This is a genomic window from Natronococcus sp. JC468 (genome assembly GCF_012163165.1).
Classification (GTDB): domain Archaea; phylum Halobacteriota; class Halobacteria; order Halobacteriales; family Natrialbaceae; genus Natronococcus; species Natronococcus jeotgali.
Window position 1 is genome coordinate 66,565 of the sequence record NZ_JAAVUO010000005.1, and the last position, 24,971, is coordinate 91,535.

At 68.1% G+C, this 24,971-nt stretch carries 22 protein-coding genes; 13 read left to right on the plus strand and 9 right to left on the minus strand.

Translation table 11 applies throughout. The annotated features are described in order from the left end of the window. Positions 1–82 precede the first annotated feature (82 nt). Genes GWG54_RS04765 through GWG54_RS04790 form a run of 6 tightly spaced genes read left to right on the plus strand, consistent with a single transcriptional unit; the run spans position 83 to position 8,631 of the window. A complete protein-coding gene (locus GWG54_RS04765; RefSeq protein ID WP_167936693.1) occupies positions 83–1,456 on the plus strand; it encodes a diaminobutyrate--2-oxoglutarate transaminase in 1,374 nt (457 codons plus the stop codon). Next, positions 1,453–2,940 carry an aspartate aminotransferase family protein gene (locus GWG54_RS04770; RefSeq protein ID WP_167936694.1) on the plus strand — a complete coding sequence of 496 codons (1,488 nt, stop codon included), beginning with the start codon at positions 1,453–1,455 and terminating at the stop codon, positions 2,938–2,940. Before GWG54_RS04765 ends, GWG54_RS04770 begins: the two co-directional genes overlap by 4 nt. A 20-nt stretch (positions 2,941–2,960) precedes the next feature. Then, the gene (locus GWG54_RS04775) at positions 2,961–4,766 is read left to right on the plus strand and encodes an IucA/IucC family siderophore biosynthesis protein (protein WP_167936772.1); all 1,806 of its coding nucleotides are present in this window, start codon (positions 2,961–2,963) and stop codon (positions 4,764–4,766) included. Then, positions 4,763–5,434, plus strand: a complete 672-nt coding sequence (locus tag GWG54_RS04780; RefSeq protein WP_167936695.1) for a GNAT family N-acetyltransferase — start codon at positions 4,763–4,765, stop codon at positions 5,432–5,434. Before GWG54_RS04775 ends, GWG54_RS04780 begins: the two co-directional genes overlap by 4 nt. Then, positions 5,427–6,797 (plus strand): lysine N(6)-hydroxylase/L-ornithine N(5)-oxygenase family protein, encoded by a 1,371-nt coding sequence (locus tag GWG54_RS04785; protein ID WP_167936696.1) that lies wholly within the window; start codon positions 5,427–5,429, stop codon positions 6,795–6,797. The genes GWG54_RS04780 and GWG54_RS04785 overlap by 8 nt, the downstream gene beginning before the upstream one ends. A 1-nt stretch (position 6,798) precedes the next feature. Further along, entirely contained in the window at positions 6,799–8,631 is a 1,833-nt protein-coding gene (locus GWG54_RS04790; protein WP_167936697.1) for an IucA/IucC family siderophore biosynthesis protein, read from the plus strand. A 15-nt stretch (positions 8,632–8,646) separates the two neighbouring features. Here GWG54_RS04790 and GWG54_RS04795 read toward each other — a convergent pair whose 3' ends face one another. The 3 genes from GWG54_RS04795 to GWG54_RS04805 form a co-directional block, all read right to left on the minus strand. Beyond that, positions 8,647–10,164, minus strand: coding sequence for an NAD(P)H-dependent oxidoreductase (locus GWG54_RS04795; protein WP_167936698.1), 1,518 nt, complete (start codon positions 10,162–10,164; stop codon positions 8,647–8,649). Between the two features lie 47 nt (positions 10,165–10,211). Beyond that, positions 10,212–10,583, minus strand: coding sequence for a cupin domain-containing protein (locus GWG54_RS04800; RefSeq protein WP_167936699.1), 372 nt, complete (start codon positions 10,581–10,583; stop codon positions 10,212–10,214). A 120-nt stretch (positions 10,584–10,703) separates the two neighbouring features. Continuing rightward, positions 10,704–10,898: a cold-shock protein gene (locus GWG54_RS04805; RefSeq protein ID WP_007259363.1), complete on the minus strand. Its 195-nt coding sequence runs from the start codon at positions 10,896–10,898 to the stop codon at positions 10,704–10,706. Between the two features lie 241 nt (positions 10,899–11,139). Between GWG54_RS04805 and GWG54_RS04810 the strand changes: the two genes are divergently transcribed. From GWG54_RS04810 to GWG54_RS04820, 3 genes are all read left to right on the plus strand, one after another. Then, the gene (locus tag GWG54_RS04810) at positions 11,140–11,604 is read left to right on the plus strand and encodes an Lrp/AsnC family transcriptional regulator (RefSeq protein WP_167936700.1); all 465 of its coding nucleotides are present in this window, start codon (positions 11,140–11,142) and stop codon (positions 11,602–11,604) included. Between the two features lie 306 nt (positions 11,605–11,910). Next, positions 11,911–13,410 (plus strand): proton-conducting transporter membrane subunit, encoded by a 1,500-nt coding sequence (locus GWG54_RS04815; protein WP_167936701.1) that lies wholly within the window; start codon positions 11,911–11,913, stop codon positions 13,408–13,410. After that, a complete protein-coding gene (locus GWG54_RS04820; RefSeq protein ID WP_167936702.1) occupies positions 13,403–15,961 on the plus strand; it encodes a DUF2309 domain-containing protein in 2,559 nt (852 codons plus the stop codon). The genes GWG54_RS04815 and GWG54_RS04820 overlap by 8 nt, the downstream gene beginning before the upstream one ends. Before the next feature lie 147 nt (positions 15,962–16,108). Here the strand turns inward: GWG54_RS04820 and GWG54_RS04825 are convergent, their stop codons facing one another. Next, entirely contained in the window at positions 16,109–16,891 is a 783-nt protein-coding gene (locus GWG54_RS04825) for a carbonic anhydrase (protein ID WP_245242744.1), read from the minus strand. Positions 16,892–17,054: 163 nt separating this feature from the next. Between GWG54_RS04825 and GWG54_RS04830 the strand changes: the two genes are divergently transcribed. Then, the gene (locus GWG54_RS04830) at positions 17,055–18,071 is read left to right on the plus strand and encodes an NADP-dependent oxidoreductase (RefSeq protein ID WP_167936703.1); all 1,017 of its coding nucleotides are present in this window, start codon (positions 17,055–17,057) and stop codon (positions 18,069–18,071) included. Between the two features lie 18 nt (positions 18,072–18,089). Here the strand turns inward: GWG54_RS04830 and GWG54_RS04835 are convergent, their stop codons facing one another. The 3 genes from GWG54_RS04835 to GWG54_RS04845 are packed head-to-tail and all read right to left on the minus strand — an operon-like array spanning position 18,090 to position 21,199. Further along, the gene (locus GWG54_RS04835) at positions 18,090–18,893 is read right to left on the minus strand and encodes an ABC transporter permease (protein WP_167936704.1); all 804 of its coding nucleotides are present in this window, start codon (positions 18,891–18,893) and stop codon (positions 18,090–18,092) included. Beyond that, a complete protein-coding gene (locus GWG54_RS04840; RefSeq protein ID WP_167936705.1) occupies positions 18,893–19,906 on the minus strand; it encodes an ABC transporter ATP-binding protein in 1,014 nt (337 codons plus the stop codon). Before GWG54_RS04840 ends, GWG54_RS04835 begins: the two co-directional genes overlap by 1 nt. 60 nt (positions 19,907–19,966) lie before the next feature. Next, positions 19,967–21,199: a site-2 protease family protein gene (locus GWG54_RS04845; RefSeq protein WP_167936706.1), complete on the minus strand. Its 1,233-nt coding sequence runs from the start codon at positions 21,197–21,199 to the stop codon at positions 19,967–19,969. Positions 21,200–21,617: 418 nt separating this feature from the next. Between GWG54_RS04845 and GWG54_RS04850 the strand changes: the two genes are divergently transcribed. The 3 genes from GWG54_RS04850 to GWG54_RS04860 all read left to right on the plus strand — a co-directional run bounded on the left by GWG54_RS04850 (position 21,618) and on the right by GWG54_RS04860 (position 23,666). Then, positions 21,618–21,848 (plus strand): MarR family transcriptional regulator, encoded by a 231-nt coding sequence (locus GWG54_RS04850; protein ID WP_167936707.1) that lies wholly within the window; start codon positions 21,618–21,620, stop codon positions 21,846–21,848. Between the two features lie 269 nt (positions 21,849–22,117). Next, positions 22,118–22,648, plus strand: coding sequence for a 50S ribosomal protein L16 (locus GWG54_RS04855; protein WP_008421502.1), 531 nt, complete (start codon positions 22,118–22,120; stop codon positions 22,646–22,648). A gap of 133 nt (positions 22,649–22,781) precedes the next feature. Then, positions 22,782–23,666, plus strand: coding sequence for a RimK family alpha-L-glutamate ligase (locus GWG54_RS04860; RefSeq protein WP_167936708.1), 885 nt, complete (start codon positions 22,782–22,784; stop codon positions 23,664–23,666). Here GWG54_RS04860 and GWG54_RS04865 read toward each other — a convergent pair. After that, complete coding sequence (locus GWG54_RS04865) at positions 23,619–24,350, minus strand: hypothetical protein (protein ID WP_167936709.1); 732 nt, start codon at positions 24,348–24,350, stop codon at positions 23,619–23,621. The two genes, GWG54_RS04860 and GWG54_RS04865, sit on opposite strands and share 48 nt — an antisense overlap. 188 nt (positions 24,351–24,538) lie before the next feature. Next, on the minus strand, positions 24,539–24,934 hold the full coding sequence (locus GWG54_RS04870; protein WP_008421507.1) for an Hsp20/alpha crystallin family protein: 396 nt from the start codon (positions 24,932–24,934) through the stop codon (positions 24,539–24,541). Positions 24,935–24,971 lie beyond the last annotated feature (37 nt).

Sequence of the window (24,971 nt, forward strand, 5' to 3'; positions counted from 1 at the left end):
TAAATCGATACATGCGAGGAGATCCGAATCGAAATCAGCGGTATCGTGTGCAGAAATCAGCCGCGTGCGGAGGTGTCGCCCCGTGAGCTACCGCGGACGCGGCAACGAGGAGCTACTCGCACAGCAGACCGAACGCGAGTCCGCCGCGCGGACGTACCCTCGCCACCTCCCCTTTGCCATCCGCGAGGCCGACGGCGTGACGGTGACGGACATGGACGGCGACGAGTACTACGACTGTCTCGCGGGGGCGGGGACGCTCGCGCTCGGGCACAACCACCCGCGGGTGATCGATGCGATGGAGCGGGTTCTCGAGGCCGATCGGCCGCTGCACACCCTCGACATCTCGACCCCTGCAAAGGAGCGGTTCGTCGACTCGCTGTTCGAGAGCCTCCCCGACGAGTTCGCCCGCTCCGCGAAGGTGCAGTTCTGCAGCCCCGCCGGAACGGACGCCGTCGAGGCGGCGCTGAAACTCGTCAAGACGGCGACGGGTAACCGGAGCGTCCTGGGGTTCCAGGGCGCCTACCACGGGATGACCAGCGGCGCGCTCAGCCTGATGGGCGACACCGACGCCAAGGAGCCCGTTCCGGGGCTGATGAGCGACGTTCACCACCTCCCCTACCCCAACGACTACCGCTGTCCGTTCGGCATCGGCGGGGAGGAGGGGCACCGAACGGCCAGCCGGTACGTCGAGCGCCTCCTCGAGGACCCCGAAAGCGGGATCACCGAACCCGCGGGGATGATCCTCGAGCCCGTTCAGGGCGAGGCGGGGGCGGTGCCCGCGCCCGAGGACTGGCTCCGCGAGATCCGACGGATCACGCGCGAGCGCGAGATCCCGCTGATCCTCGACGAGATCCAGACGGGGCTCGGCCGCACGGGCGAACGCTACGCGTTCGAGCACGCCGACGTCGTTCCCGACGTCCTCACGCTCTCGAAGGCGATCGGGGGCGGACTGCCCCTCGCGGTCGTCGTCTACGACGAGTCGCTCGACGTCTGGGAGCCCGGCGCCCACGCCGGCACCTTCCGGGGCAATCAGCTCGCGATGGCCGCCGGCGAGGCGACGATCGACTACGTCCTCGAGCACGACCTCGCGGACCACGCCGCCGACGTCGGCGCGCGCCTGCGCGAGCGCCTCGAGGCGACCGCCGAGCGGTTCGACGCGGTCGGCGACGTGCGGGGTCGCGGCCTGATGCTCGGCGTCGAGTTCGTCGACCGGGACGCCGACTGGCAGGGTCCTGGCCACCACGCCCCCGACGGCGACCTCGCCGCGGACGTCCAGGCCGCGTGTTTCGACCGCGGTCTCGTCGTCGAACTCGGCGGTCGGGGGAGCGCCACCGCGCGATTCCTCCCACCGCTGATCGTCTCGCGCGAGCAGGTCGACGAGATCGCATCGATCTTCGACGAGGCGGTCACGTCCGTCCTCGAGGGGGGCAGGCGAACCCCGGAGGCGAGCGCATGAGCGCCGACGAACTGTTCCTCGGATCCGACCGCGGCGACGCCGCCTACCGCGAGGCGATGGAGCTGGCGACCGACGCGGTGCTCGATGCGGTCGCCGCGGGCGACGATCCCTACTCGGGGGCCTCGCCTGCGGCGCTCGCCGAGCGCTTCGACGATCCGGTCGTTCCGGAGGACGGGCAGGGGCTCGAGGCGACGATCGAGGCGGTCGCCGAGCGAGTCCTCGTCCACTCAGTCGACCCCTCGAACCCGCGGTGTGTCGCCCACCTCCAGTGTCCGCCGTCGATCCCCGGGCTGGCCGCCGAGGCGATGCTGTCGGCGACCAACCAGTCGCTTGACTCGTTCGACCAGGCGCCCGCCGCGACGGTCCTCGAGGAGCGCGTCGTCGACGCCCTCTGTGACCTGTTCGACCTCCCCGCGGGCGCGGACGGCGTCTTTACCAGTGGCGGGACCCAGTCGAACTTCCAGGCCCTGCTGCTGGCCCGCGATCGGTGCTGTGCCCGCCGGTTCGATCGGGACGTTCAGGCCGAGGGGATCCCCCCGGGTGCCGACTCGCTGCGAGTTCTCTGTTCGGACGCGGCGCACTTCACGGCCAAACAGGCCGCCCACCACCTCGGCCTCGGCGAGGACGCCGTCGTCACCGTCCCGACCGACGACCGCCGTCGGATGGATCCCGACGCGCTCGAGGAGACGCTGGATGACCTCGAGGGCCGGGACGCCGAGCCGTTCGCCCTCGTCGCCACCGCGGGGACCACCGACTTCGGCAGCATCGACCCGCTCGGGGCGCTCGCCGACGCGGCCGCCGAGCACGGGCTCTGGTTCCACGTCGACGCGGCCTACGGCGGCGCCCTCGCAGTAAGCGAGGAGTACGGGGACCTCCTCGAGGGACTCGAGCGGGCCGACTCCGTCGCCGTCGACTTCCACAAGCTGTTCTACCAGCCGATCAGCTGCGGGGCGTTGCTCGTTCGGGACGGCGACGCGTTCCGGTGGATGGCCCGCAACGCCGCCTACCTCAACCCCGAGGCCCACGACGACCGCGGGGTGCCGAACCTCGTCGCGAAGTCGGTCCAGACGACGCGGCGGTTCGACGCCCTGAAGCCCTACGTCGCGTTCCGCGCGCTCGGGCGGTCGGGGATGGCCGCCCTCGTCGAGGACACCCTCGAGCTGGCCGACGAGGCCGCGGCGCTGCTCGAGGCGGCCGCGGACTTCGAGCTGCTCGGCGACCCGACGCTGAACGCGGTCGTCTTCCGCTATCGCCCCCGCGAGGGGATGACCGACGCGGAGGCCGGACGGCTGAACGCCGCCGTCAGGCGGGAGCTCCTCGAGGACGGACGCGCGGTCGTGGCCCGCACCGAGGTCGACGGCGCGACCAGTCTGAAGCTCACCCTGCTGAACCCGACCGCGACCATCGAGGACGTCGGAGCGATCCTCGAGGCCGTCCGCGAGTGCGGATCCGCAGTCGCCGACGCCAGGGGGGTGGTCGCGTGAGCAGCGGCCTCGATCCCCGGATGGCGGACGAGGCGACGGACGTGGACGTCGATCCCGCCGAGCGGGCCGACGACGCCACCGTCCACGCCTTCTTCAACTGCTACCTGCGCGAGACGGGCGCGTACGAGGTCCGCGAGGACGGGGTCGCCGGCGTCGATCCCGGACCCGACGGGCTCCTCCGGGCGACGCTTCCCGAACAGGGCGTCGATCTGCTGGCCCCGCTCGCGTACCGCTCGCCCACCGAGCGACACCTGTTCGAGACGCCCGTTCGGTACCGGCTCCCCGACGGGACGGCCCCATCGGTCGACGCGGCCACCCTCGCCGCGCTCGTCGTGAAGGACCTCTCGCTCGCCGCCGACGGCGACGCGGTTCCGGACGACCTGCTCGAGCGGGTCCTTCGAAGCAAGCGCAACGTCGCGTCGTTCGTCGCGGCGCGGGCGGGCGACGAGGCGAGACTCTACGCTCCGGAGCTGTCCTTCCGGGACGCCGAACAGGCGCTGGTCTTCGGCCACCACCGCCACCCGACCCCGAAGAGTCGGCAGGGGATCGCGGCCCGCGACCGCGCGACCTACGCGCCCGAACTGCGGGGCTCGTTCCCGCTGCAGTACTTCCGGGCTGACCCCGCCCTCGTGACCGCCGACTCGGCGCTCGAGCGAAGCGCCGCGAGCTGGGTGAACGACGCCCTCCGGAACGATCCCGAGGTGTCGGCGTCGTTCGTCGCCGAGCACGTCGAGAGCGAGGACGTCCTCCTGCCCGTCCATCCCTGGCAGGCCGACTACCTGCTCGACCAGCCCCGGGTTCGGGACCGCCTCGGGGACGGCCTCGAGCACCTCGGTGCGGTCGGCCGGGAGTTTTACCCGACGACGTCGGTCCGAACGCTGTACAGCGAGGCCGCGCCGTTCATGGTGAAGTCGTCGCTGCACGTGCGAATCACGAACTCCGTGCGAGCGAACAAGCGCCCCGAACTCGAACGGGGCGTCGCAGTCGCCGAACTCCTCGAGACCGAGTTCGGCGACGAACTGGACGCGGCGTTTCCCGCCTTCGACGTCGTCCGCGATCCCGCTTACCTCGCGCTGGACGTCGGCGACGACCGCGAGTCCGGACTCGAGACGATCCTTCGATCGAACCCGTTCCGCGGGGATGCCGCCGAGAACGCGACCCCGCTGGCGTCGCTGTGCCAGGACGGGATCGCGGGCCCCTCGCGGCTCGGCCGGCTCGTCGCGGGGATCGCCGACCGGGAGGGTCGGTCCACGGAGACGGTGAGCGAGGAGTGGTTCCGCCGCTACCTCGAGATCGGGATCCGCCCGGTGCTCTGGCTCTACCTCGTCCAGGGGGTCGGCCTCGAGGCCCACCAGCAGAACTCCGTCCTCGCGCTCGACGACGGGGGCTACCCCGACGCGTTCCGGTATCGCGACAATCAGGGCTTTTACTTCCCCGAGTCGGTCTACCCCGCGGTCGACGACTACCTGCCCGGCGTCGGCGAGCGCGCAGACACCGTCTGTGCGGACGCCGTCGCTGACGAGCGACTTCGGTACTACGTGATCCTGAACAACGCCGTCGACCTGATCAACGCCTTCGGCTGCGCCGACCTCGTCGGGGAGCGCCGGCTCCTGGCGCTGCTGCGCGAGGAACTCGAGCGCGCCCGCGAGCGCTACGACCGCCCCTCCTCGAACTTCCTCGGCCCGCTGCTCGAGTCCCCCACGATCCCGTGCAAGGCGAACCTGCTGACCCGCTTCCGGGGGCTCGACGAACTGGAGAACGACCTCGAGAACCAGTCCGTCTACGCGGACGTGACGAACCCGCTCGTCGCGGAACTCGATCCATGACACGACCGAAAGCTACCGTCGCGGCCGACTACGACTACCAGGCCCACGACCGACGTATCGATCGGACGATCTCGCTGCGCCAGGCGACCCTCGAGCGCGACCTCGGGCGTCTCCACGCCTGGCTCGGAAGCGAGCACGTGAAACCGTACTGGCGGCTCGACCTGCCGCTGGCGGCGTTTCGGGACCGCCTCGCGGACAAACTCGCGGACGACCACCTCACGCCGTACGTCGGCTGTCTCGACCACGTCCCGATGAGCTACTGGGAGTGTTACCGGGCGGCCGAGGACGACGTCGCGAACCACTACGACGCCGACCCCGCGGACCGGGGCGTCCACCTGCTTATCGGCCCCGAGGAGTACCTCGGCCGGGGGTACGCCCGACCGCTGTTGCGGGCGGTCGTCGCCATGCAGTTTCGCCGCTCCGAAACCGACCGGGTGATCGCCGAACCCGACGCCCGCAACGACCGCGCGATCGCGGTCTTCGAGGACTGCGGGTTCGAACCCCGCGGGGAGTTCCGCTTCGAGGAGGCCGAGAAGGACGCGCTGCTGGTGGTCTGCGAGCGCGAGCGGTTCGAGTCGGCGGCGCTCGCCGATTCCCTCGCCGTCGACGAGGGCGTCGCCGACGACGACCTCGCTCGAGCCGGCGCCGGAGGTGGGACGGATGACTGACGACGGCGTCTACGACGTCGTCGGCGTCGGCCTCGGGCCGTTCAACCTCGGGCTCGCGGCGCTACTGGACGGCCTCGAGGAGGACGTCGACGCGGCCTTCCTCGAGCGCGACGCCGAGTTTCGCTGGCACGAAGGGATGCTCCTCGAGGGCGCAACCCTGGAGGTCCCCTTCCTCGCGGACCTGGTGACGCTGGCGGATCCGACCAATCCCCACAGCTACCTCAACTACCTGCGCGAGACCGGACGGATCTACGAGTTTTACTTCTACGAGCGGTTCCAGATCCCCCGGCGGGAGTACGACGACTACCTCCGCTGGGTCGCCGAGCGCCTCGGGAGCTGTCGGTTCAGCCGCGAGGTGACGGCGGTCCGGTGGGACGCCGACCGCGAGCAGTACGTCGTCGCCGCCGAACACCCCGAGACCGGCGAGCGCTTCGAGTACCGCGGCGAGCACCTCGCGCTGGGGATCGGCTCCCGACCGCAGGTCCCCGACGCCCTCGAGTGCGAGGCCGACGAGGACGTGTTCCACACCGCCCGCTACCGCCACGAGCGAGACCGCGCGCTCGCGGCCGACTCGATCACCGTCGTCGGCTCCGGACAGAGCGCCGCGGAGGTGTTCCAGGACCTGCTCGAGCGCCAGCCCGAGGGCGGGTACCGCCTGGACTGGCTGACCCGCTCCGAGGGGTTCTTCCCGATGGAGTACTCGAAGCTGGGGCTCCAGCACTTCTCCCCGGAGTACGAGCGCTACGTCTACGATCTCCCCCAGGAAGTCAAGGACGACCTGATCCCGAACCAGGATCTGCTGTACAAGGGCGTCGATCCCGGAACGAGCGCCGAGATCTACGACCTGCTCTACCGGCGCTCGATCGGCGACCGCGAGCCCGACGTCGGGCTCTTCGCGATGACCGAGGTTCGGGACGTCGAACCCGTCGGGGACGCCTACGCCCTCGACTGCCGCCAGTGGCAGGCCGAGGAGCCGTTCGTCCACGAGAGCGAGGTCGTGATCCTCGGGACCGGGTACGAGCGCCCGGTTCCCGACTTTCTCGAGCCCCTCGCGGATCGCATCGCGTGGGACGACCGCGGGCGGTTCGAGGTGACCGCGGACCACCGCCTCGAGATCGACGCCGCGGGCGACGTCTTCCTCCAGAACGCCGAGGTGCACACCCACGGCGTGGGCGTCCCCGACCTCGGGCTGGGCTGCGACCGGAACGCGGGGTTCGTCAACCGGCTGGTCGGCCGCGAGGCCTACCCCGAGGACACGGACACCGTCTTCCAGGACTTCTCGGTCGAGCGATTCCTCGAGCGCGCACCAGGCGCCTCCCGTCCCGGGAGCGAACCGACCCCGACGCCGACGCAAGACGACTGACATGAACCCGAACGACACCATCCGACGGAACGCACTGGACGCGGAGGTATGGGAGACGGTCGAGCGCCGCCTCCTGACGAAGATGCTCGAAGAGTTCGCCTACGAGGAGATCCTCGATCCGCGGTCGGTCGAGGCCGGCGACGACCGCGCCACCTACCGGGTCGACCTCGGCGATGCGAGCTACCGCTTCGAGGCGACCGAGCGACTGATGGACAGCCTCCACGTTCACGGGGAGACCGTCCAGCGGCGGGAGGGGAACGGGACGTGGGCCGCCCTCGACGACCCGCTTCGCCTGTTGCGGGATCTCGGCGAGGCGACCGATCTCGAGGGCCTCACCGAGGGGAACCTCGTCCGGGAGTACAAGCGCACGCTGCTGGCCGACGCCCACGTCGAGGCCCGACGGCGCGAGCGCGAGGAGTTCGACCCCCTCGAACTCGACTACGCCCGCCTCGAGGGCGAAACGGACGGCCACCCCTGGATCACCTACAACAAGGGCCGGCTCGGCTGGGGGTACGACGACTACCGGCGGTACGCGCCCGAGCTGAAAGAGCCCGTGACCCTCTCCTGGGTCGCCGTTCGCCGGGAGAAGGCGACGTTCGTCGGCACCGAGGACGTCGATCACGACTCGCTCGTCCGTAGCGAACTGGGCGACACCTACGACGTGTTCCACGATCGCCTCGCCGATCGGGGGCTCGACCCCGACGCCTACTACCTCCTGCCGGTTCACGACTGGCAGTGGGACAACAGCATCATCCCGCTGTTTCCCGACGACATCGCCGCCGACGACGTCGTCCCGCTGGGCGAGGGCCCCGACGAGTACCTTCCACAGCAGTCGGTTCGCACGTTCGTCAACCTCGACGACGAGTCGAAACACCACGTCAAGGTACCGATGCGGATCCTCAACACGCTCGTCTGGCGGGGCCTGCCCGGCGAACGCACCGAACTCGCGCCGACGGTCACCGAGTACATCCGGGGGATCTACGAGGACGACGAGTTCCTGCAGGAGCAGGGCGTCGTCCTCCCTGGCGAGATCGCCGGCATCAACTACGATCACGGCGACTTCACCGATATCGACGGCTCGCCGTACCAGTACCACGAGCTGCTGGGCGCCGTCTGGCGCGAGTCGATCTACACGTTCCTCGAGGACGACGAGCGCGCTGTCACCCTCTCGGCGCTGTTTCAGGTCGACGGCGAGCCCTTCATCTCCCGGCTCGTCGAACGCTCCGGGCTCACACTCGACGAGTGGCTCGAGGAGTTCTTCGACACCGTGCTCCCGCCGCTGTTGCACTTCCTCTACCGGTACGGGACGGTGTTCTCCCCGCACGGCCAGAACACCATCCTGATCCTCGAGGACGGCGTGCCGACGCGACTGGCGGTCAAGGACTTCGTCGACGACGTCAACGTGAGCGACCGACCGTTGCCCGAACTCGAGGCCCTGCCCGACGAGGTTCACGACGTGCTCCGCAAGGAACCCCCCGAAGGGCTCTGTCAGTTCATCTTCTCCGGGCTGTTCGTCTGCGTGTTGCGCTACGTCGCGGACGTCCTCGAGGTCCACGAGGAGTACCCCGAGGAGCGGTTCTGGACCCATGCCCGGGAGGCGATCCTTGACTACCAGGCGCGGTTTCCCGAACTCGAGGACCGCTTCGAGCTGTTCGACCTGCTCCGGCCGGAGTTCACGAAGCTGACCCTCAACCGCAACCGGATCTTCGACTCCGGCTACGACGACGCGCCGGGTCGGCCCCACGCCGCCGAGCACGGGACGGTCGCGAACGCGCTCCACGAGGTGGCCGACGGCCGTCCCGACTACGCGACGCCGGATCCCGCCGACGACTGACGGGACCGTTCGGGCTCACAGCAGCCCGACCAGCGGGACGACGCCGAACCAGACGATGTAGCTCAGCGAGGCCGCCATCAACAGGTCGATGCGCTGAGCGCCCGCGTCGGGCTCGAGTCGCTCCCGAAGCAGCCAGACCAGCCCCAGCGCGTGGACGAGCGAGAGGTAGATCGCCGGACCGTAGCCGGGAACGACGTCGAGCAACCCCAGGAGAGCGCCCAGCAGCGCACCGAGGACGGCCGTCCCCGCGGCCACGGTCGCGGCGCCGTCGACGCCGAACCGGACGGCGATCGTCCGCTTGTCCGCGAGCCGATCGGCGGCGACGTCGGGCACGCCAGCCAGGGTGATCGCGGGCAGCACCGACAGCAGGAACGGGAGTCCCAGCAGCCACGGGAGCGGGTCGCGCCACGAACCGCCGAGAACGAGAAAGCCAAGCACCAGGACGCCGACGCTGTGGGTGACGGCGACGTCGAGCTCCCCCAGCGTGCGGTAGGCGAGCCGCAGCGGCGGGAGCGTGTAGCCGAGCGCCAGCGCCGCGAGCACCCCCATCGTCCCCGCGGTCGCCGCCGTCGAGCCGACCCCGGCGAGCGCCGCGGCACCGCCGAGTGCGACGGCCGCCGCGAGGAACGCGCCGATCCCGGCCCGCACCTGCCCGAACGACAGTTCGTCGTCGACCAGCACGCGGGAACCCCCGGTGAACGGGCCGGCGAAGGTGTTCTCCCGGTCGGTCTCGTAATCCGCGTACTCGTTGCTCAATACCGTCGCGGCCTCGAGGACGAAGAGGAAGCCGAGCCCGAGCCAGTACGCGCCCGCCGAGAACGCGTCCGAGCCGGCCGCCGCCAGCGCGCCGACGGTGTAGGCGATCCAGGCCATCGGGTAGAACTGCAGGCGCAGCGCCTTCAGCCAGCTCGTCGCCGTTCGCTTCGCCCGTCCCAGCCGCGTGTCGGGCCCCGTCTCGAGGCTGCGGCCCAGCTCCCGGACCTCCTTGAGCCAGTCCTCGCGTTGCTCGAGGCTCGAGTCCTCGATCGGTCCCAGGTTCGTCACTCGCGTCGTTCGCACGCCCGCGTAGCCGAGCGTCGCGCGCTTGAGGGCGTGGTTGCCGGGCTGGCGAAGGAACCAGCGGTAGATCCGCGGGGGGACGTCCATCGTGACGATCAGTTCGGCGGTCTTGTCGTCGAGCAGCTCCTCCTTGCCCGCGCCCTCGCCCTCGTCGTAGAAGGAGAAGGCGAAGCCCGGCCTGAACATCCGGTCGAAAAACCCCTTGAGTCGGGCGGGCATCGTCCCCCACCAGTTCGGGTAGACGAAGACGAGGTGGTCGGCCCACTCGAGCTCCCGTTGGGCCGCCCGCAGGTCCGGCTCGAGGGGCTGGTTCTCGGGAGAATCGGCGCGGACGTCGGGGTCGAACTCGAGGTCGGCGACCGCGAGCTCGCGCACGTCGCCGTCGGCCTCGCGAGCGCCCTCGCGGTAGGCGTCTGCCAACGCGGCGCAGTAACTGTCCGTCCGTGGGTGCCCAAGGATCAGCAGTACGTTCACGGCTGTCCGGACGGTTGGATCGTCGCCCGTATAGAACTGTCCGCCCGCTACTCGAGGAGTTCGATCTCGTCGTCGCCGTTGGGAACCGCACAGAGGAAGGCGCCGGGTTCCTCGCCCTCGTTGCGGTACCAGTGGACGGTGCCCGCGGGGATCAGCAGGGAGTCGCCCGCCTCGACCTCGCGTTCCTCGTCCCCGATGCCCACCGTGTACTCACCCTCGAGGACGTACTGTTCGTGCTCGACCGCGTTCGTGTGTTCGGGGACCTCGGCGCCGGCCTCGAGGACGAATCGCCGGATCGCGAAGTTCGGCGCGCCGTGGCTCTCGTCGATCAGAACGCCCTTCTCGAGGCCGTCGGCGGCGTCGACTGCCTCGTACTCGATCTCGTTTCGACGGCGAACGCGCGGTTCGGGTTCGGACATACCCGTGAGTCGGGTGGGGAGCCACTAAACGTTGTAGTTCGGCCGTCTCGCCGTGACCGGAGCCGCGGCTAAGAAGTGTAAAATACTGCAGTCAAGAGCCGATACCGTTACGAATCCGCCTTACAGGCGCTCGACGTTCGTCGCGCGCGGGCCCTTGGGGGCCTGCTCGATGTCGAACTCGAGCTCCTGTCCTTCCTCGAGGTCCGGGCCGCCGATGTCTTCCATGTGGAAGAAGACGTCCTCGTCCGCGTCCTCAGTCTCGATGAATCCGTAGCCGCCAGTGTCGTTGAAGAAATCAACGGTTCCTTTCGCCATTGCTTCTGAAGAGAGTGGACGGATATGTATAAACGCTGCGGTTCGTCGATCGACAGCGTACCGGCTGTCACGTTCGCCGTCGTCGGCGATTTTCGCCCTTGTATCGGGGTACCCGTCGTCGGCCTCGAGAAACGGGTGTTCGTCCGCTCGTCACCCGGGATCGACGACGAGCGCCGTACGACGGCCCGGAACGCGGGATTCGGGCGAAGTCCCTTATATTGGCCGGTCGAAACGACCCGGTATGGCCGAGTACGAACTCGACGCGGTCGACCGGGAGATCCTCTACGCGCTCCAGGAGGAGGCCCGGAACCTTTCCTCCGGCGAGATTGCCGAACGGACCGACGCGTCCTCGAGTACGGTCCGCAAGCGGATCCAGCGCTTGGAGTCGGAAGGGGTCATCAAGGGGTACAGCGCCAACATCGACTACACGAAGTCCGGCTATCCGATCCGGATGCTGCTCTTCTGTACGGCGCCGATCCCGGAGCGGGGCGACTACCTCGAGGAGATCCTGGACATTCCCGGCGTCGTCTCGGTCCAGGAACTGGTGACGGGCGAGGAGAACCTCCTCGTGACGGCCGTCGTCAAGAACGATCGGGGCATCACGCCGATCGCCCAGGAGCTCTCCGATATGGGCCTGACGATCACCGACGAGGTCCTCGTGCGCAGCCACGAGTCGACGTCGTTCGACGAGTTCTCCGCTGAGTGACCGCGCCGTCACCCGGTTCCCGTTCGATTTTTATACTACTTCGCACCGTCCGAGTCCGACGGTAACGCCGCGTCGGCGGCGTCTTCGTCGTACCAGCGCGGCGGACCCTCAAGATGCGCGGAGAGTCGGCAGGTCGGTTCGCGGCACTTCTTGCGGGAGACCATGCTGTTCTTTCACACGGTTTTCGGCGAACGATTTGTTCGAACAGCAGGTTATAATAACCAGGATGTTCAAAACGGTGGTAGCGACGACCAGACGGGCCCCGCAGTGTGACCGTCCGAACTGGTCGGAGGAAAGATTCGACGCATGACTGACGAACGCTCGATCGACGCCGCACAACTCTCGGAACTGACGACGACGGACGATTCGGTCGTTCCGCGAGCGTCGACGCGATTGGTGTGGGTGCTGTTCCTCTGTAGCGTCGGCGTCCTCGCGCTGACGGTCCGACGGGGCGAGCCGTGGACCGGCGCCGACTACGCGGTCGTCGACGGACTGACCGCGGTGCTGTGGGTAGTGGTCACCTTCTTCAGCGGCATCGTCCACAGCTACTCCCGGCGCTACATGGCGGGCGACCGCGACCTCGAGCGCTTTTTCGCTCGCGTGTTCGCGTTCACGCTCGTCGTGATGGTGCTTACGGCGGCGAATCACGTCGCGCTGTTCGTGGCGGCGTGGCTCGCGATGGGCCTGCTGATGGCCGGCCTCATCGGCCACGTCCGCGAGTGGGAGCAGGCGCGGGCCGCCGGCGCGCTGGCGCGTCGGTACTTCGTCGCCAGCAGCGCGGCCCTCGCCGGGAGCCTGGCGCTGCTGGCCTGGGAGACCGGGACGACCTCCATCGCCGGCATCCTCGGCGGTCTCGAGGGCGTCTCCGGGACGGTCGGCCTCGTCGCCGCCGGCGGGATCGTCCTCGCGGCGCTGATCCAGTCGGCGCTGTTCCCGTTCCACGGCTGGTTGCTGTCCTCGATGACGGCGCCGACGCCTGCCTCGGCGCTGATGCACGCCGGCTTCGTCAACGCGGGCGGGGTCCTGCTGACACGCTTTGCCCCGCTGGTCGCCGACCACCTCGCGATCATGTCGATCGTCGTCCTTCTGGGCGCGGTCAGCGCCCTGCTGGGGCAGGCGATGCTGCTCGTCCAGACGAACGTCAAGCGCAAGCTCGGCAGCTCGACGATGGCCCAGATGGGCTTTATGATCCTCCAGTGTGGACTGGGCTTTTTCGCGGCCGCGATCGCCCACCTCGTCCTGCACGGCTTCTACAAGGCCTACCTCTTCCTCTCGTCGGGGGCCGCCGTCGAGGAGACGGCGCCTCACTCCACCGCCAAACACGCCGGCCACACCGAGTTCGGCTTCTCGAGCGCCGTCGTCAGCCTGTTCACGGCCGTCGGCGGCGGCGTGCTCTTCGGCGCGCTCACCGGGAAGGCCACGGGGCTGGCCTTCGACAGCGGGACGATCCTGACGCTCGTCGTGGTCCTGACGACCCTGACCGCGGCGCGGGACATCCTCAACCGGACGACGCTGCCACGGTCGGTCCGGTTCGTCAGCGTCCCGCTGGTCGTTCTCACGGCTATCGGGGGATACGCCCTGCTGTACAACGCGATCTCGGCGGTGGTTCCCTCCGCGATGACCCACGCTTCGACCGACGTAACGATCGCCCACGGCCTCGTCGTCGCCCTGTTCGTCGGGGCCTACCTCGCGACGGAACTGGGGTGGCACCGCTCGAGCGAGCGCCTCTACGTCGCGCTGTTGAACCTCTCGCAGCCGGATTCGTCGACCGTCCTCACGAACAAGGAGGAGTACAAAGATGTCTAAGCAGACGGCCCAAGACCTCGAACGCGCCCGGACCGAACAGACACCACAGCAACGCGACCAGACTGACCGCCCCGAGACGGACTCCGATCGGGACCCCATCGCCGCGACGATCGAGCGGGCGGCCGAGCGGGTCGGCTCCGTCTGGCCGCTGTACTCGTTCGTCACGGCCAACCCCCTCTCGGGGTTCGAGGAGCAGCCGTTCCACCGGGCCGTCGACGAGGCCGAGCGCCTGTTCAGCGGGCGGGGCTACCCGCACCCCGACGTCTTCCGCACGGCGTGGGAGCGCGGCCAGATCGATTCCGACGTGCTCGCCGCCGAACTCGAGGCCCGCGGGATCGACCGCGATCCAGAGCGACTCCTCGAGGAGCTGGCCGAGACCGAAGCGACGCGCGACGCCGAGTCCGACGGCGCGACCGAGACCGTCGACCGCGTGCTCTCGAAGTGGCTCGGCGCCTTCCTCGACGAGGGCCAGGCCAAGTGGCCGATGCCGAACCGCGAGGAGGGGTTCTACGCCGCCTGGCGCTCGGTCGCGCCCTACGGCGGCGACGTGCCGGGCTGTGACGATCCCTCGGACCTCCCGGAAACGGCGACCGAGGCGCTCGAGTCAATCCTCGACGAGCACCCCGAGAGTCGGTGGACCGACATCGCCGAGGGCCACTTCGCCGCGCTGCCGGGCTGGACCGGATTCATCAAGCAGCGCGTCGACGACGATACCGACCCCTGGCAGGCCGAGTACCCGATCACGCTGCGGGAGTATCTCGCGGTGCGCCTGACGCTTGCGGACCGACTGGATGCGCCGATCGAGCCGCCGTCTGCGGACGAGGATTCCGATTCCGGCGACGGCGAGGACGCGGAGCCGCCGCTTTCCGAGATCTGGCTGACCGCCTGGGAGAGGAGCTACCGCGGGCGCTTGCTCGAGCAACTCGACGGCTCCGTGACCGATCCGGCCGACGCGGGCGAGACGTCTCGGCCCGCCGGGCAACTGGTGTTCTGCATCGACACGCGCTCGGAGATCGTTCGCCGTCACATCGAGCAGCAGGGAAACTACGAGACCCACGGCTACGCCGGCTTCTTCGGCGTCCCGATGCGGTACCAGGGGTACGAAGCGACCGCCTCCGTCGACGCCTGTCCGCCGATCGTCGAGCCCGAGCACCGCGTGGTCGACCGGCCCGACGACGAAGAGACGGTGACGAAACGCGACCGCTGGACCGGCCTCGCGAAGGTGACGCGGAAACACTTCAAGCGGCTCAAGGCCAACGTCGTCGCCGCCTTCCCGTTCGTCGAGGGCGGCGGTGCCGCCTACGGCTCGGCCATGGCCGCGCGGACGCTCGCTCCCTCGGCGATCGCCTCGCTCGAGAACGCCGTCGACGAGCGCGTCCCGAGCCGACACGAGTTCTGCTCGCCGGCCCTCGAGTACGCCGACCACGAGGACCACACGCACGCGGACCACGACCTCCCGCAGGGAATGAGCCTCGAAGCGAAAGTCGAGTACGCCGAGAACGCCTTCGCGCTCATGGGCTGGACGGACTTCGCCCGCCTGGTCGTCTTCGCGGGCCACGCGAGCCGGACGACGAACAACCCGTTCGATTCGAGTCTCGACTGCGGGGCCTGCGCCGGTAACCCCGGCGGACCCAACGCCCGCGTGCTCGCGACGATCTGCAACGATTCGAACGTGCAGGCGGAACTCCGCGAGCGCGGCTTCCACATCCCCGACGATACGGTCTTCCTCGCCGGCGAGCACAACACGACGACCGACGAGATCGAACTGTTCGACGACGCGGTCCCCGAGACGCACCGCGAGGATCTCGAGCAGTTGCGCGCCGACCTCGAGCGCGCCCAGGCCGGCGCGGCGGCCGAGCGCCTCGAGTCGATGACCGACGGCGACGTCGACCCCGACGAGGCCGTCGCCGAAGTCGAGCGCAGGGCGGCCGACTGGGCCGAAACCCGTCCGGAGTGGGGGCTAGCCGGCAACGCCTCGTTCGTCATCGGGCCGCGCGAACTGACCGACGACGAGAACTTAGACGGCCGCGCGTTCCTCCACTCCTACGACTGGACGACCGACCCCGAGGGCGAGGCCCTCGAGGCGATCATGACGGGGCCACTGGTCGTCACCCAGTGGATCAACAACCAGTACTACTTCGCGACCGTGGACAACGGCGTCTACGGCAGCGGCTCGAAAGTCACGCAGAGCCCGCTGGGCAACGTCGGCGTCGTGCAGGGAAACGGCGGCGACCTGATGACCGGCCTGCCGCTCCAGTCGCTGCAGCTCGACGACGACGAGCCGTACCACCAGCCGCTCCGGCTGACGGCGGTCATCTGCGCGCCGCGCGAGCGCGTGACCGAGATCCTCCGCCGCCACGACGACGTCGAACGGCTGGTCGACAACGGCTGGATCGGCGACCTGCTAGTCGTCGACCCGCAGCGGAACGCCGAGGCGTTTCGCTATCTGGGCGACCTCGAGTGGACGGCGGTATCGCAGTCGCGGACGGCGGCTCCGGCCCGCGATCGGGAGCAAGAGCAGGAAGGCGTTTCAGCGTCGGTGCGGGACTGACCCGATCGTCGCTCGCGGCAACGACCGCGCAGCGGCGTAGTAGAAACCCGTCGGACTCGAGGAGCGAACGCAGGTCGGTTCCGGGAGTGGACAACGACGGCCGACTCGCGGAACCGTGTTCGACGCTGCGTGACGGGGACACCCGAGTTAGGACAGTAGGCTGACGGCCGCCGTCTCGTAGCCGTCCGGAACGCACTCGCGGATCGCCGCCGGATCGGTCTCGCCGTCGACGTTGACCAGGTACGCGCGGCCGTCCGCGTCGCCGTAGATCCTCTGAAAGTCGTACACGAACCCGTATATCGAGATATCGTCGGGAACGTCCGCCGCGTCGCGGAGGAACTGCACCTGTCGATCGACGTTGTACTCGACGAGCTGGTTGACGACCGTCTCCTCGTCCGCGTCGGCGTCGACGGCGCCGCGCTCGAGGGCCTCCTCGACGACGGGGACCAGCATTTCGACCCACTTGTCGACGCCCTGGGGACCGGGCACGTTGCCGCCGGTCGCGACCCGGTACGCCGCCGTGACGGCGCCGCAGCCGGTGTGGCCGACGACGGCCGCCACCGCGGTCTCGGTGTGGTAGATCGGGTAGAGGATCCCGCCGTCGACGATGCGCTCGCCGTCGTCCTCGTCCCAGACCTGGTTGCCGATGTTACTCGGCGTAAAGACCGCGCCGGGGTGGTCGAACCCCCACATGTGCTCGTGGGGTACTCGGGAGTCCGAACAGCAGATCGCGACGACGCCCGGGTGCTGACCCGTCCGGACGTCCCTGAAGTAATCGTCCGGCAGCGAGTCGACGTGGCGTCGGTTACCCGCGAGCAGGGTCTCGAGGACCTCGTGGTCGCAATCGCGCTCGCGGTCGGGGCCGTCGGGAGTCGCGTTCGCGTCGGCATCGCCCTCGTCGCGATCGCCGTCGTCGTTGTCGGTCGCCATGTGGTACCGTACGCGGACGGTGGTGAAAAAACTCCGACGCCGGTCGCGTCTCGTCGGAGGTCCTCGAGCGCGCTCGAGGCGTCTCTCGCCCCGTTCGATCGCAGTACCGGACCTGACTTCCGCGAGCCCGCGGTTCATCCGTCGCCGACCACTCCGTCTCGGTATGGCAGAAACCAGACAGTGGCGACTCGCCAGTCGTCCGACGGGCGAACCGACTCGCGAAAACTTCGACCTCGTGACCGTCGACCGTCCCGAACCCGAGTCGGGCGAGGTCCTCGTAAAGACCCGCTACCAGTCCGTCGACCCGTACATGCGCGGGCGGATGCGCGACGAAGAATCCTACGCCGAGCCGTGGGACGTCGGCGAACCGATGGGAGCCGCCGTCGTCGGCGAGGTCGTCGAATCGGAAGCCGACGCGTTCGACGAGGGCGACGTCGTGACGGGGAACCTCCTGTGGGCGGAACACGCCGTGGCCGACGCCGACGCGCTGCGCCGCGTCGACCCCGACCGGGGACCGATCTCGACGGCGCTCGGCGTCCTCGGGATGCCGGGCGTGACGGCGTACTTCGGGACCCTCGACGTCGCCGAGCCCCGGCCCGGCGACACCGTCGTCGTCTCGGCCGCGGCCGGCGCCGTCGGCTCGGTCGCGGGTCAGCTCGCCCGACTGAGCGGCGCGCGGGTGGTCGGCACGGCCGGCAGCGACGAGAAGGTCGACTGGCTCACCGACGACCTCGGCTTCGACGAGGCGATCAACTACGACGAGACCGACGACCTCTCCGGGGCGATGGCCGATGCCTGTCCCGACGGGATCGACGTCTACTTCGATAACGTGGGCGGACCGATCACCGACGCCGTCTGGCCGCTGCTGAACGTCCGCTCGAGGGTGGCCGTCTGCGGTCAGATCGCGCTCTACAACGCGACGGAAGTCCCGACGGGGCCGCGGAAGCTCGGAAAACTCGTCGAGTCGCGCGCCCGCGTGGAGGGTTTCCTCGTGGGCGACTACGAGGGTCGGTGGGACGAGGCCCTCGACCGCCTCGCGGCGTTCGTTCGGGACGGGCGGATCCGGTACCGCGAGAACGCCGTCGAGGGCTTCGAGAACGCGCCCGACGCGTTCCTCGGTCTGTTCGAGGGCGAAAACGTCGGGAAGCAGCTGGTTCGGGTCGGCGATCCCGACGAGTAGCCGGGAGTCGACGAGCCGTCAGTCGGTCAGTCCGTACCCGGTTTTGAACAGGTAGACGTCGATCGCCAGGACGACGAGGGTACACGCCGTGAGTACCGCCAGCGAGACGAGCGGCGCGAACTCGGCGTAGGGTGCGGGCAGGATCCCGACGCCGGTCAGGTCCGAGTAGCCCAACAGCCCGTACCGGACGCTGTCGACCATGTACACCATCGGGTTCAGCAGCGAGAGCCCGACCTGCCAGGCCTGCTCGAACGTCTCGAGCGAGTAGAAGACGGCCCCGAAAAAGACCAGCGGCCGGAGGATGAACTGGTTCATCACGGTCAGGTCGTCGAAGTCCCGCGCGAGGAGTCCGCCGACGATCCCGAAGCCGGCGAACAGCGTCGTGACGACGCCCATCGTCGCGACGAGGTAGAGGCCGTGCTCGATGCTGATCGGGACGAACAGCCGGCCGACCGCGGCGATGATGACGCCGACGATGAGCCCGCGAACCGCGCTGGAGCCGACGTAGGCGACGACCATCTCGACGTACGACAGCGGCGAGGTCAGCGTCTCGTGGATGTACTCGTTCCACCGTCCGTGGAAGATCGAGAACGAGGCGTTCTCGAAGGCGTTCGAGATCGCCCCCAGCACGACGAGGCCGGGGACGATAAAGAGGATGTAGTCGAAGCCCGCGATCCGGTCGATCCGGTTGCCAAGGATCACCCCGAAGACCGCGAAGTACAGCACGTTCGTGATCGCCGGCGGCATGAACGTGTTCTTGGGTCGACGGACGAACCGCAGGACCTCGCGTTTGAACAGCGCGCGGAACCCGACCGAGAGCATCAGACGACCCCCTCCTGGGTTCGCTTGGCCGGCTCCTCGCCCGTCTCGTCCGCGCCCTCCGACGCGCTCGAGCGGGTGACCGTCCGGTCCTCCTGGGCCGTCAGATCGACGAAGATCTCCTCGAGCGAGGTCCGCGAGATCTCGAGGTCGGCGATCTCGTGGCCCGCGGCCTCGAGGTCGTTGAGCAGCCGCGGCGCGGTCGAGCCCCCGTCGTCGACGCGGACCTCGACGCGGTCGCCGCGGGTCGTCACGTCGCGGGCGTACGGCCCGAGCGCGGGCTCGAGGGCGCCCGCGGCAGGCGGCGCCGACTCGAGGCGGACGTCGACGGTGTCCGATCCGCGCCGTTTGAGGTCGTCGGGCGTCGCGACCGTGACCTTGCGGCCCTCGTTCATGATCGCGACGCGGTCGCAGAGCCGTTCGGCCTCCTCGATGTAGTGGGTCGTCAACAGGATGGTGGTGCCCTCGTCGTTGAGCTCGGTGACGAGGTCCCAGAGGTCGTGGCGCAGCTGGACGTCGACGCCCGCGGTCGGCTCGTCGAGGATCAGCAGATCGGGATCGGTCACGAGCGCGCGTGCGAGCAGCAGTCGGCGCTTCATCCCGCCGGAGAGCCAGTCGAAGCGCTCGTCGCGCTTGTCGTAGATGCCGACCCGCTTGAGGACCTCGTCGGCTCGCTCGGCGGCCTCGTCCTCGGGGATTCCGTGGTAGCCGGCCTTGTGCATGAGGACCTCGCGGATGGGGAAAAAGCGGTCGACGTTGAACTCCTGGGGTGCGAGCCCGATCGCGTCACGGGCCTGCCGGTACTCGGATTCGACGTCGTGACCGAAGACCCGAGCCTCGCCGCCGGTCTTGCGGACGAGCCCGACCAGCGTGTTGATAAACGTCGTCTTCCCGGCCCCGTTGGGTCCGAGCAGTCCGAAGAACTCGCCTTCCTCGACGGTGAGCGAGAGCTCCTGCAAGGCGCACAAGTCGCCGTACTCCTTGACGAGATCCGTCGTCTCGATGGCCGGTGGCATCGGTGGCCCCTCGGCCGCGCCCGCGGTTAAGAATGTTGGATCCGGCCGTCGAGACGCCCGTCAATCGCCCGTTCGAGGCCGACCCGAGGGATCGACGGCGCCGCTTTGCTGGACGATGTCGAAGGCGGTCATCACGTCCGACCGCGAGATCAGTCCGACCAGGTCGCCGTCGGTCCTCGAGGCCGGGTCGCCGAAGGAACCCTCGGCGCCGCGGCCATTCGGCGGTTCGACCACCAGGAGCCGTCCGATGTCGTGCTCTCGCATCCGCTCGATGGCGGTCATCGCGTCCGAGTCCGGATCGACCGTCTTCAGGTCGGTGGTCATCACGTCGGCGACGGTGTAGGCGTCGCGCTCGACGGGCTTGATGTCGCGAGCGTCCGACAGCGTCACGAGCCCCACGAGTCGCTCGCCGCCGGCGCCGCCGGTTTCGACGACCGGGTAGCCCGTGTGTCGCTCGGTGAACATCCGCCGGAGCAGCTCCGCGACCGACGCGTTCGGCTCGACCGTGTGGAGGTCGCCGGCGGGGGTCATGATGTCCCGCACCGTCACGTCCCGGAACGCGGCCTTCATCGTCACCTGCTGGGCCTCGCTCGAGGCGGCGATGTAGACGAAGAAGGCGACGCCGATGAGGATGATGTTGATCTGGAACAGCCCGAACAGCCCCATCGCGATCGCGAACAGCTTCCCGATGCTCGCGGCCTGTTGGGTGGCCTGTGCGTAGGGGCGGCCGCGAGCGAGCAGCGCCCGGAGGACGCGACCGCCGTCCATCGGGAACGCAGGGATCATGTTGAAGGCGGCGAGTGCGACGTTGAGCACGGCCAGGTAGCCGAGGACGAACCGCGCCCCGCCGAACGCCTCGGGCGTGAGCGCGAAGAGCCCGTAGGAACCGACTCCGACGAGTACCGAGACGATCGGTCCGGCGATCGCGATGACGAACTCCTGTCGCCAGTCCTCGGGCATCTCCGAGAACGCGGCGATGCCCCCGAACAGCCAGAGCGTGATCGACTCGATCGGAAACCCGTACCGCCGGGCGGTCAGCGAGTGGCCCAGTTCGTGGAGGACGACTCCGACGAACAGCCCGACCGCCGCGACGAAGCCGAGGATCCAGGGAGTAAGGCCCGCGGTGACGTCGGCCGTGTCGATCCCGGCCTCGAGGACACCGTTTAAGATCTCCGTCACCTCGAGGGTTTGCACACCAATCAGGTACGCGAACAACGGCAGTACGAGCAAAAACGTCAGGTCGAGTTTGATCGGGATCCCGAACAGGGATCCGATTCGAAAACTCCTCGCCATACCGGTAATTTCGGTGGCAGGTCCTTAAACGCGCCCCCGTCACAACGAGACGACCGCGGCGGCGTTTGGCCGACGCGGGCGGGACCGTCCCGGACCACTTCGGGGCGAATATTAGCCTCCTTATACGGAACTGAGAGTGGGGATAGATACCACGTTTCGTTATTGATCTGTGCCGACATGCTCAGACTGTTGAACGGAATGGGCCGATACGCTCGAGATATTTACCGGTGGTAGCTCGAGCCACCGATATTACTGTTCGGACTATAGAAGAATTTATGGGGGTGCTACGGGATTCTCGTGGTGTAATATGGCATCGTCGATTAAGATTATATTGATATTATGTCCCTTATTCTGTGCCCACAATATTGCCCAGGTGCACAATAGACTTATATAGAACCTCGTCGTGCCTTCTGGTACGATGATAGAACAACAACTCGCCACTACCCAGCTCGACCCGCTTCCCGACCAACTCGACTCCCCGCAGGCCAAACTCGTCTACCTCTACCTCGAGGCCAGCGGCGGAGCGACGGCGACGGATCTGAACGAAGTCCTGGCGATGAAAAAGATCGCCGTCCTCTCGGTCCTGAGCTGTCTCGAGGGGGAGGGCCTCGTCGAAAAGAACGACGCCGAGTACGTCGTCTGTAACTGAGCGACGATTTTTGCCGCGCTGTCGTCCACCGTTTCTATAGTGGCAACTGAAGCGGCTCACACACCGATCGCAGTGCAGTCCGCCGCTCGGGCGTTCGTCGACTCCCAGTTGGGACACGCGGGAGACGGCGAGCGAACCCCGGCGTTTCCACCGGGGAGACCGTCACAGCTCCCCGCACGCGTCGGCGCCGTCGACGGGCGGCTCCGAACGTATCGGTTCGAAGGCTTTATCCCCACGGTAGGCCTCCGTTTTCGTAAGTAACCACAACCATGTCAGACAAACCCGCCTCGATGTACCGGAAGATTAGCAAGCCGGCCTACACGCGACGCGAATACATCACCGGCATTCCGGGTTCGAAGATCGCACAGCACAAGATGGGCAACGTCAGCGCGGGTCCCGAGGACTACCCCGTTCAGATCAGCCTCGTTACCGAAGAGGAGGTCCAGATCCGCCACGGGAGCCTCGAGGCCTCGCGCCTGTCGGCCAACCGTCACATGCTCAAAAACGCCGGCGAGAACAACTACAAGATGATCCTCCGGAAGTTCCCCCACCACGTCATCCGGGAGAACAAGCAGGCGACGGGTGCGGGTGCGGACCGTGTCTCCGACGGGATGCGTCAGGCCTTCGGGAAGATCGTCGGCACCGCCGCGCGGATCGACGCCGGCGAGCGCATCTTCACGGTCTGGTGTGACGTCGACGACGCCGACCACGCCAAGGAGGCGTTCCGCCGCGCGTACAACAAGATCTCGCCGCCGTGTCGCATCGTCGTCGAGAAGGGCGAAGAGCAGCTGATCTCGTAACCCGGATCGTCTCTCCGAAACGGTCCTCGTCTCGATTTTCCCCGCAGCGTCGATCGCTCGAGCCGCGCCCGTCGATCGCGGACACGCGAGGAGAGGACGCAGCTTTTTGCGTCGCTGGACCCGACGCTCGAGCATGATCGACCTCGCGGTCGCAAACGCCGAGGAGACGTTCCGTCGGATGCGCGAGCCACTCGCCGAACGCGGTATCCGAGCCCGTCACGTGCCGGTAAGCGAACGCGTCGTCCCGCTTGGAGCCGACGTGCCGTGGTCGGCCGACGAGTACGACGTCGGATTCGTCTACCCCGGCCGAGCGATGGAGGGCGGCGTCGCCGACGCCGCCCTCGAGCTCCCGTGGCTCAACGACCGCGACGCGATCCTCACCTCGCGGAACAAAGCCGAGGTGCTCGCCCGCCTCGGGCGAGCCGACCTGCCGGTCCCGGAGTCGGTGTACGTCTCGAACGACGTCGGCGAGGACGAACTGGTCGATGTGTTCGATCGCTTCGAGCCCCCGGTCGTGGTGAAACCCAACTCGACGACCCGAGGAGTCGGGGTCGCGAAGGCCCACGACCTCGATTCCTTTCTGGGGATCTGTGACTACCTCTCGCTGGTCCACGACTACCGGGCGACCGGCGACCGATCCTTCCTGGTTCAGGAGTATCTCCCCGGGGCGACCGACTACCGGGTGATGGTCGTCGACGGCGAGTACGCCGGCGCCGTCGAACGCCGCCTCCCCGACGAGGCGGTCCGCGAGGGCCAGTGGAAGCACAACGTCCACCGCGGCGCGGCGGCGCGGGGAGTCGACCTGCCCGAGGAGTGGCGCCGGTTGGCCGAGTCGGTCGCCGACGTCCTCGAGATTCCGTTCCTCGGCGTCGACCTGCTCGAGACGGCGGATCGGCTCGTCGTCAACGAGACCAACGCCCGGCCGACCATCGACGAAGCGACGAAGTACCAGCCGGGGTTTTACGACCGTTTAGCGGGCGTAATCTCGGATTGTGTGGGCGTTTCGAGGACTGTCTAACCGCCAGCGCGCCTCCGTTTCGGACTGATACCTGCCCCTACGCGAGTGGAACGATCGGCCGCAGCGTTCGTACCTGGTAGTTGATCTCGTAACGATCTGATCGATTAATACGAACCCCCGGAATTGGCTGGCAGTGGGCCACGGAGCCCGTAGATTCAGATGACAGAAGACAACACAAGCACTCGTCGCAGTATGCTTCGTCTCGCCGGAACGGCAGGTATCGGCCTCGTCGGCCTCTCCGGCGCGGCGTCGGCCGACGGAAAGAACCACGGCGGCGACCGACATCGCGGTGACGACCACAATCGCAAACGACGCGGTGACGATCACAACCGTAAACGACGCGGTGACGATCACAACCGTAAACGACGCGGTGACGACCACAACCGCAAACGACACGGGGACAACCGACGAAACGAAATGGGCCGTGACGGCCGCAACGGCAAGCGAGACGATCACCGCGGGCGCGATGGACGCGACGACAACGACGGACACCGCGGGAAGGACGGTCGACGAAACAACCGCGGGAAAGACGGCCGACACCGCGACGGCGATAACGACCACCAGCGCTACGGAGACCGCGGACGCGACGGCGGGCGACAGCGCAAACGCGACGATCACCGCGACGGCCGCGATCACGGCGGACGACGGCGCAAACGCGACGACCACCACGACGGCCGCGATCACGGCGGGCGCGGAAAACACGGCGCTCCGAACCCGACGACCGACACTGACGGGTTCATCAAGTACACGCTGAACAAATCGCTGGGCGGCTCCAAGAAATAGCGGCTCCGGGGCTTCCGCGAGCGGTTCTTTTTCGATCGAACCGAGACTCGAGCAACGTCGGTGCCGACCGCGACTCGACTCCGCGTCGGTTACTCGAGGCTGATCCCCGAGGAGCGTTCGGCCGACTCGAAGACGACCTCGAGGACGCCGTTGTTGTAGGTCGCCGAGGCACTGTGTTCGTTGACCCGCTGGGGGAGCGACACGCGCTCGTCGTACTGGCGGTGGTCGCTACTGGCGGAGATCGTCAGCGTCTTGCCGTCGCACTCGAGGTCGATGTTATCCTTCTCGACGCCGGGCAGGTCGGCGACGACGCGGATCTCGTCGTCGGTTTCGTGGATGTCGACGTGGGTGTCCATGCCGAACCCGCTGTCGACGGCGCTAGAGGAGTCGAAATCGACGTCGGCACCGTTCATCATCTCGTTCATCATCCGCTCGATTTCCCGAAAGAGATCGTCGAAGGGTTCGTCGCGGTCGTCTCGTCGCATAGCTGGTGATAAGGAAGGGACGGCCAAAAGCTTTCCC

What these genes read in the sequence shown, in the direction of transcription:
- GWG54_RS04830 (WP_167936703.1), top strand. Translation starts at nt 17,055, where the DNA reads ATGGCAGAAACCAGACAGTGGCGACTCGCCAGTCGTCCGACGGGCGAA.
- GWG54_RS04835 (WP_167936704.1), bottom strand. Translation starts at nt 18,893, where the DNA reads ATGCTCTCGGTCGGGTTCCGCGCGCTGTTCAAACGCGAGGTCCTGCGG.
- GWG54_RS04815 (WP_167936701.1), top strand. Translation starts at nt 11,911, where the DNA reads ATGACTGACGAACGCTCGATCGACGCCGCACAACTCTCGGAACTGACG.
- GWG54_RS04810 (WP_167936700.1), top strand. Translation starts at nt 11,140, where the DNA reads ATGGCCGAGTACGAACTCGACGCGGTCGACCGGGAGATCCTCTACGCG.
- GWG54_RS04775 (WP_167936772.1), top strand. Translation starts at nt 2,961, where the DNA reads ATGGCGGACGAGGCGACGGACGTGGACGTCGATCCCGCCGAGCGGGCC.
- GWG54_RS04860 (WP_167936708.1), top strand. Translation starts at nt 22,782, where the DNA reads ATGATCGACCTCGCGGTCGCAAACGCCGAGGAGACGTTCCGTCGGATG.
- GWG54_RS04845 (WP_167936706.1), bottom strand. Translation starts at nt 21,199, where the DNA reads ATGGCGAGGAGTTTTCGAATCGGATCCCTGTTCGGGATCCCGATCAAA.
- GWG54_RS04780 (WP_167936695.1), top strand. Translation starts at nt 4,763, where the DNA reads ATGACACGACCGAAAGCTACCGTCGCGGCCGACTACGACTACCAGGCC.
- GWG54_RS04770 (WP_167936694.1), top strand. Translation starts at nt 1,453, where the DNA reads ATGAGCGCCGACGAACTGTTCCTCGGATCCGACCGCGGCGACGCCGCC.
- GWG54_RS04785 (WP_167936696.1), top strand. Translation starts at nt 5,427, where the DNA reads ATGACTGACGACGGCGTCTACGACGTCGTCGGCGTCGGCCTCGGGCCG.
- GWG54_RS04805 (WP_007259363.1), bottom strand. Translation starts at nt 10,898, where the DNA reads ATGGCGAAAGGAACCGTTGATTTCTTCAACGACACTGGCGGCTACGGA.
- GWG54_RS04825 (WP_245242744.1), bottom strand. Translation starts at nt 16,891, where the DNA reads ATGGCGACCGACAACGACGACGGCGATCGCGACGAGGGCGATGCCGAC.
- GWG54_RS04850 (WP_167936707.1), top strand. Translation starts at nt 21,618, where the DNA reads ATGATAGAACAACAACTCGCCACTACCCAGCTCGACCCGCTTCCCGAC.
- GWG54_RS04840 (WP_167936705.1), bottom strand. Translation starts at nt 19,906, where the DNA reads ATGCCACCGGCCATCGAGACGACGGATCTCGTCAAGGAGTACGGCGAC.
- GWG54_RS04820 (WP_167936702.1), top strand. Translation starts at nt 13,403, where the DNA reads ATGTCTAAGCAGACGGCCCAAGACCTCGAACGCGCCCGGACCGAACAG.
- GWG54_RS04855 (WP_008421502.1), top strand. Translation starts at nt 22,118, where the DNA reads ATGTCAGACAAACCCGCCTCGATGTACCGGAAGATTAGCAAGCCGGCC.
- GWG54_RS04790 (WP_167936697.1), top strand. Translation starts at nt 6,799, where the DNA reads ATGAACCCGAACGACACCATCCGACGGAACGCACTGGACGCGGAGGTA.
- GWG54_RS04870 (WP_008421507.1), bottom strand. Translation starts at nt 24,934, where the DNA reads ATGCGACGAGACGACCGCGACGAACCCTTCGACGATCTCTTTCGGGAA.
- GWG54_RS04800 (WP_167936699.1), bottom strand. Translation starts at nt 10,583, where the DNA reads ATGTCCGAACCCGAACCGCGCGTTCGCCGTCGAAACGAGATCGAGTAC.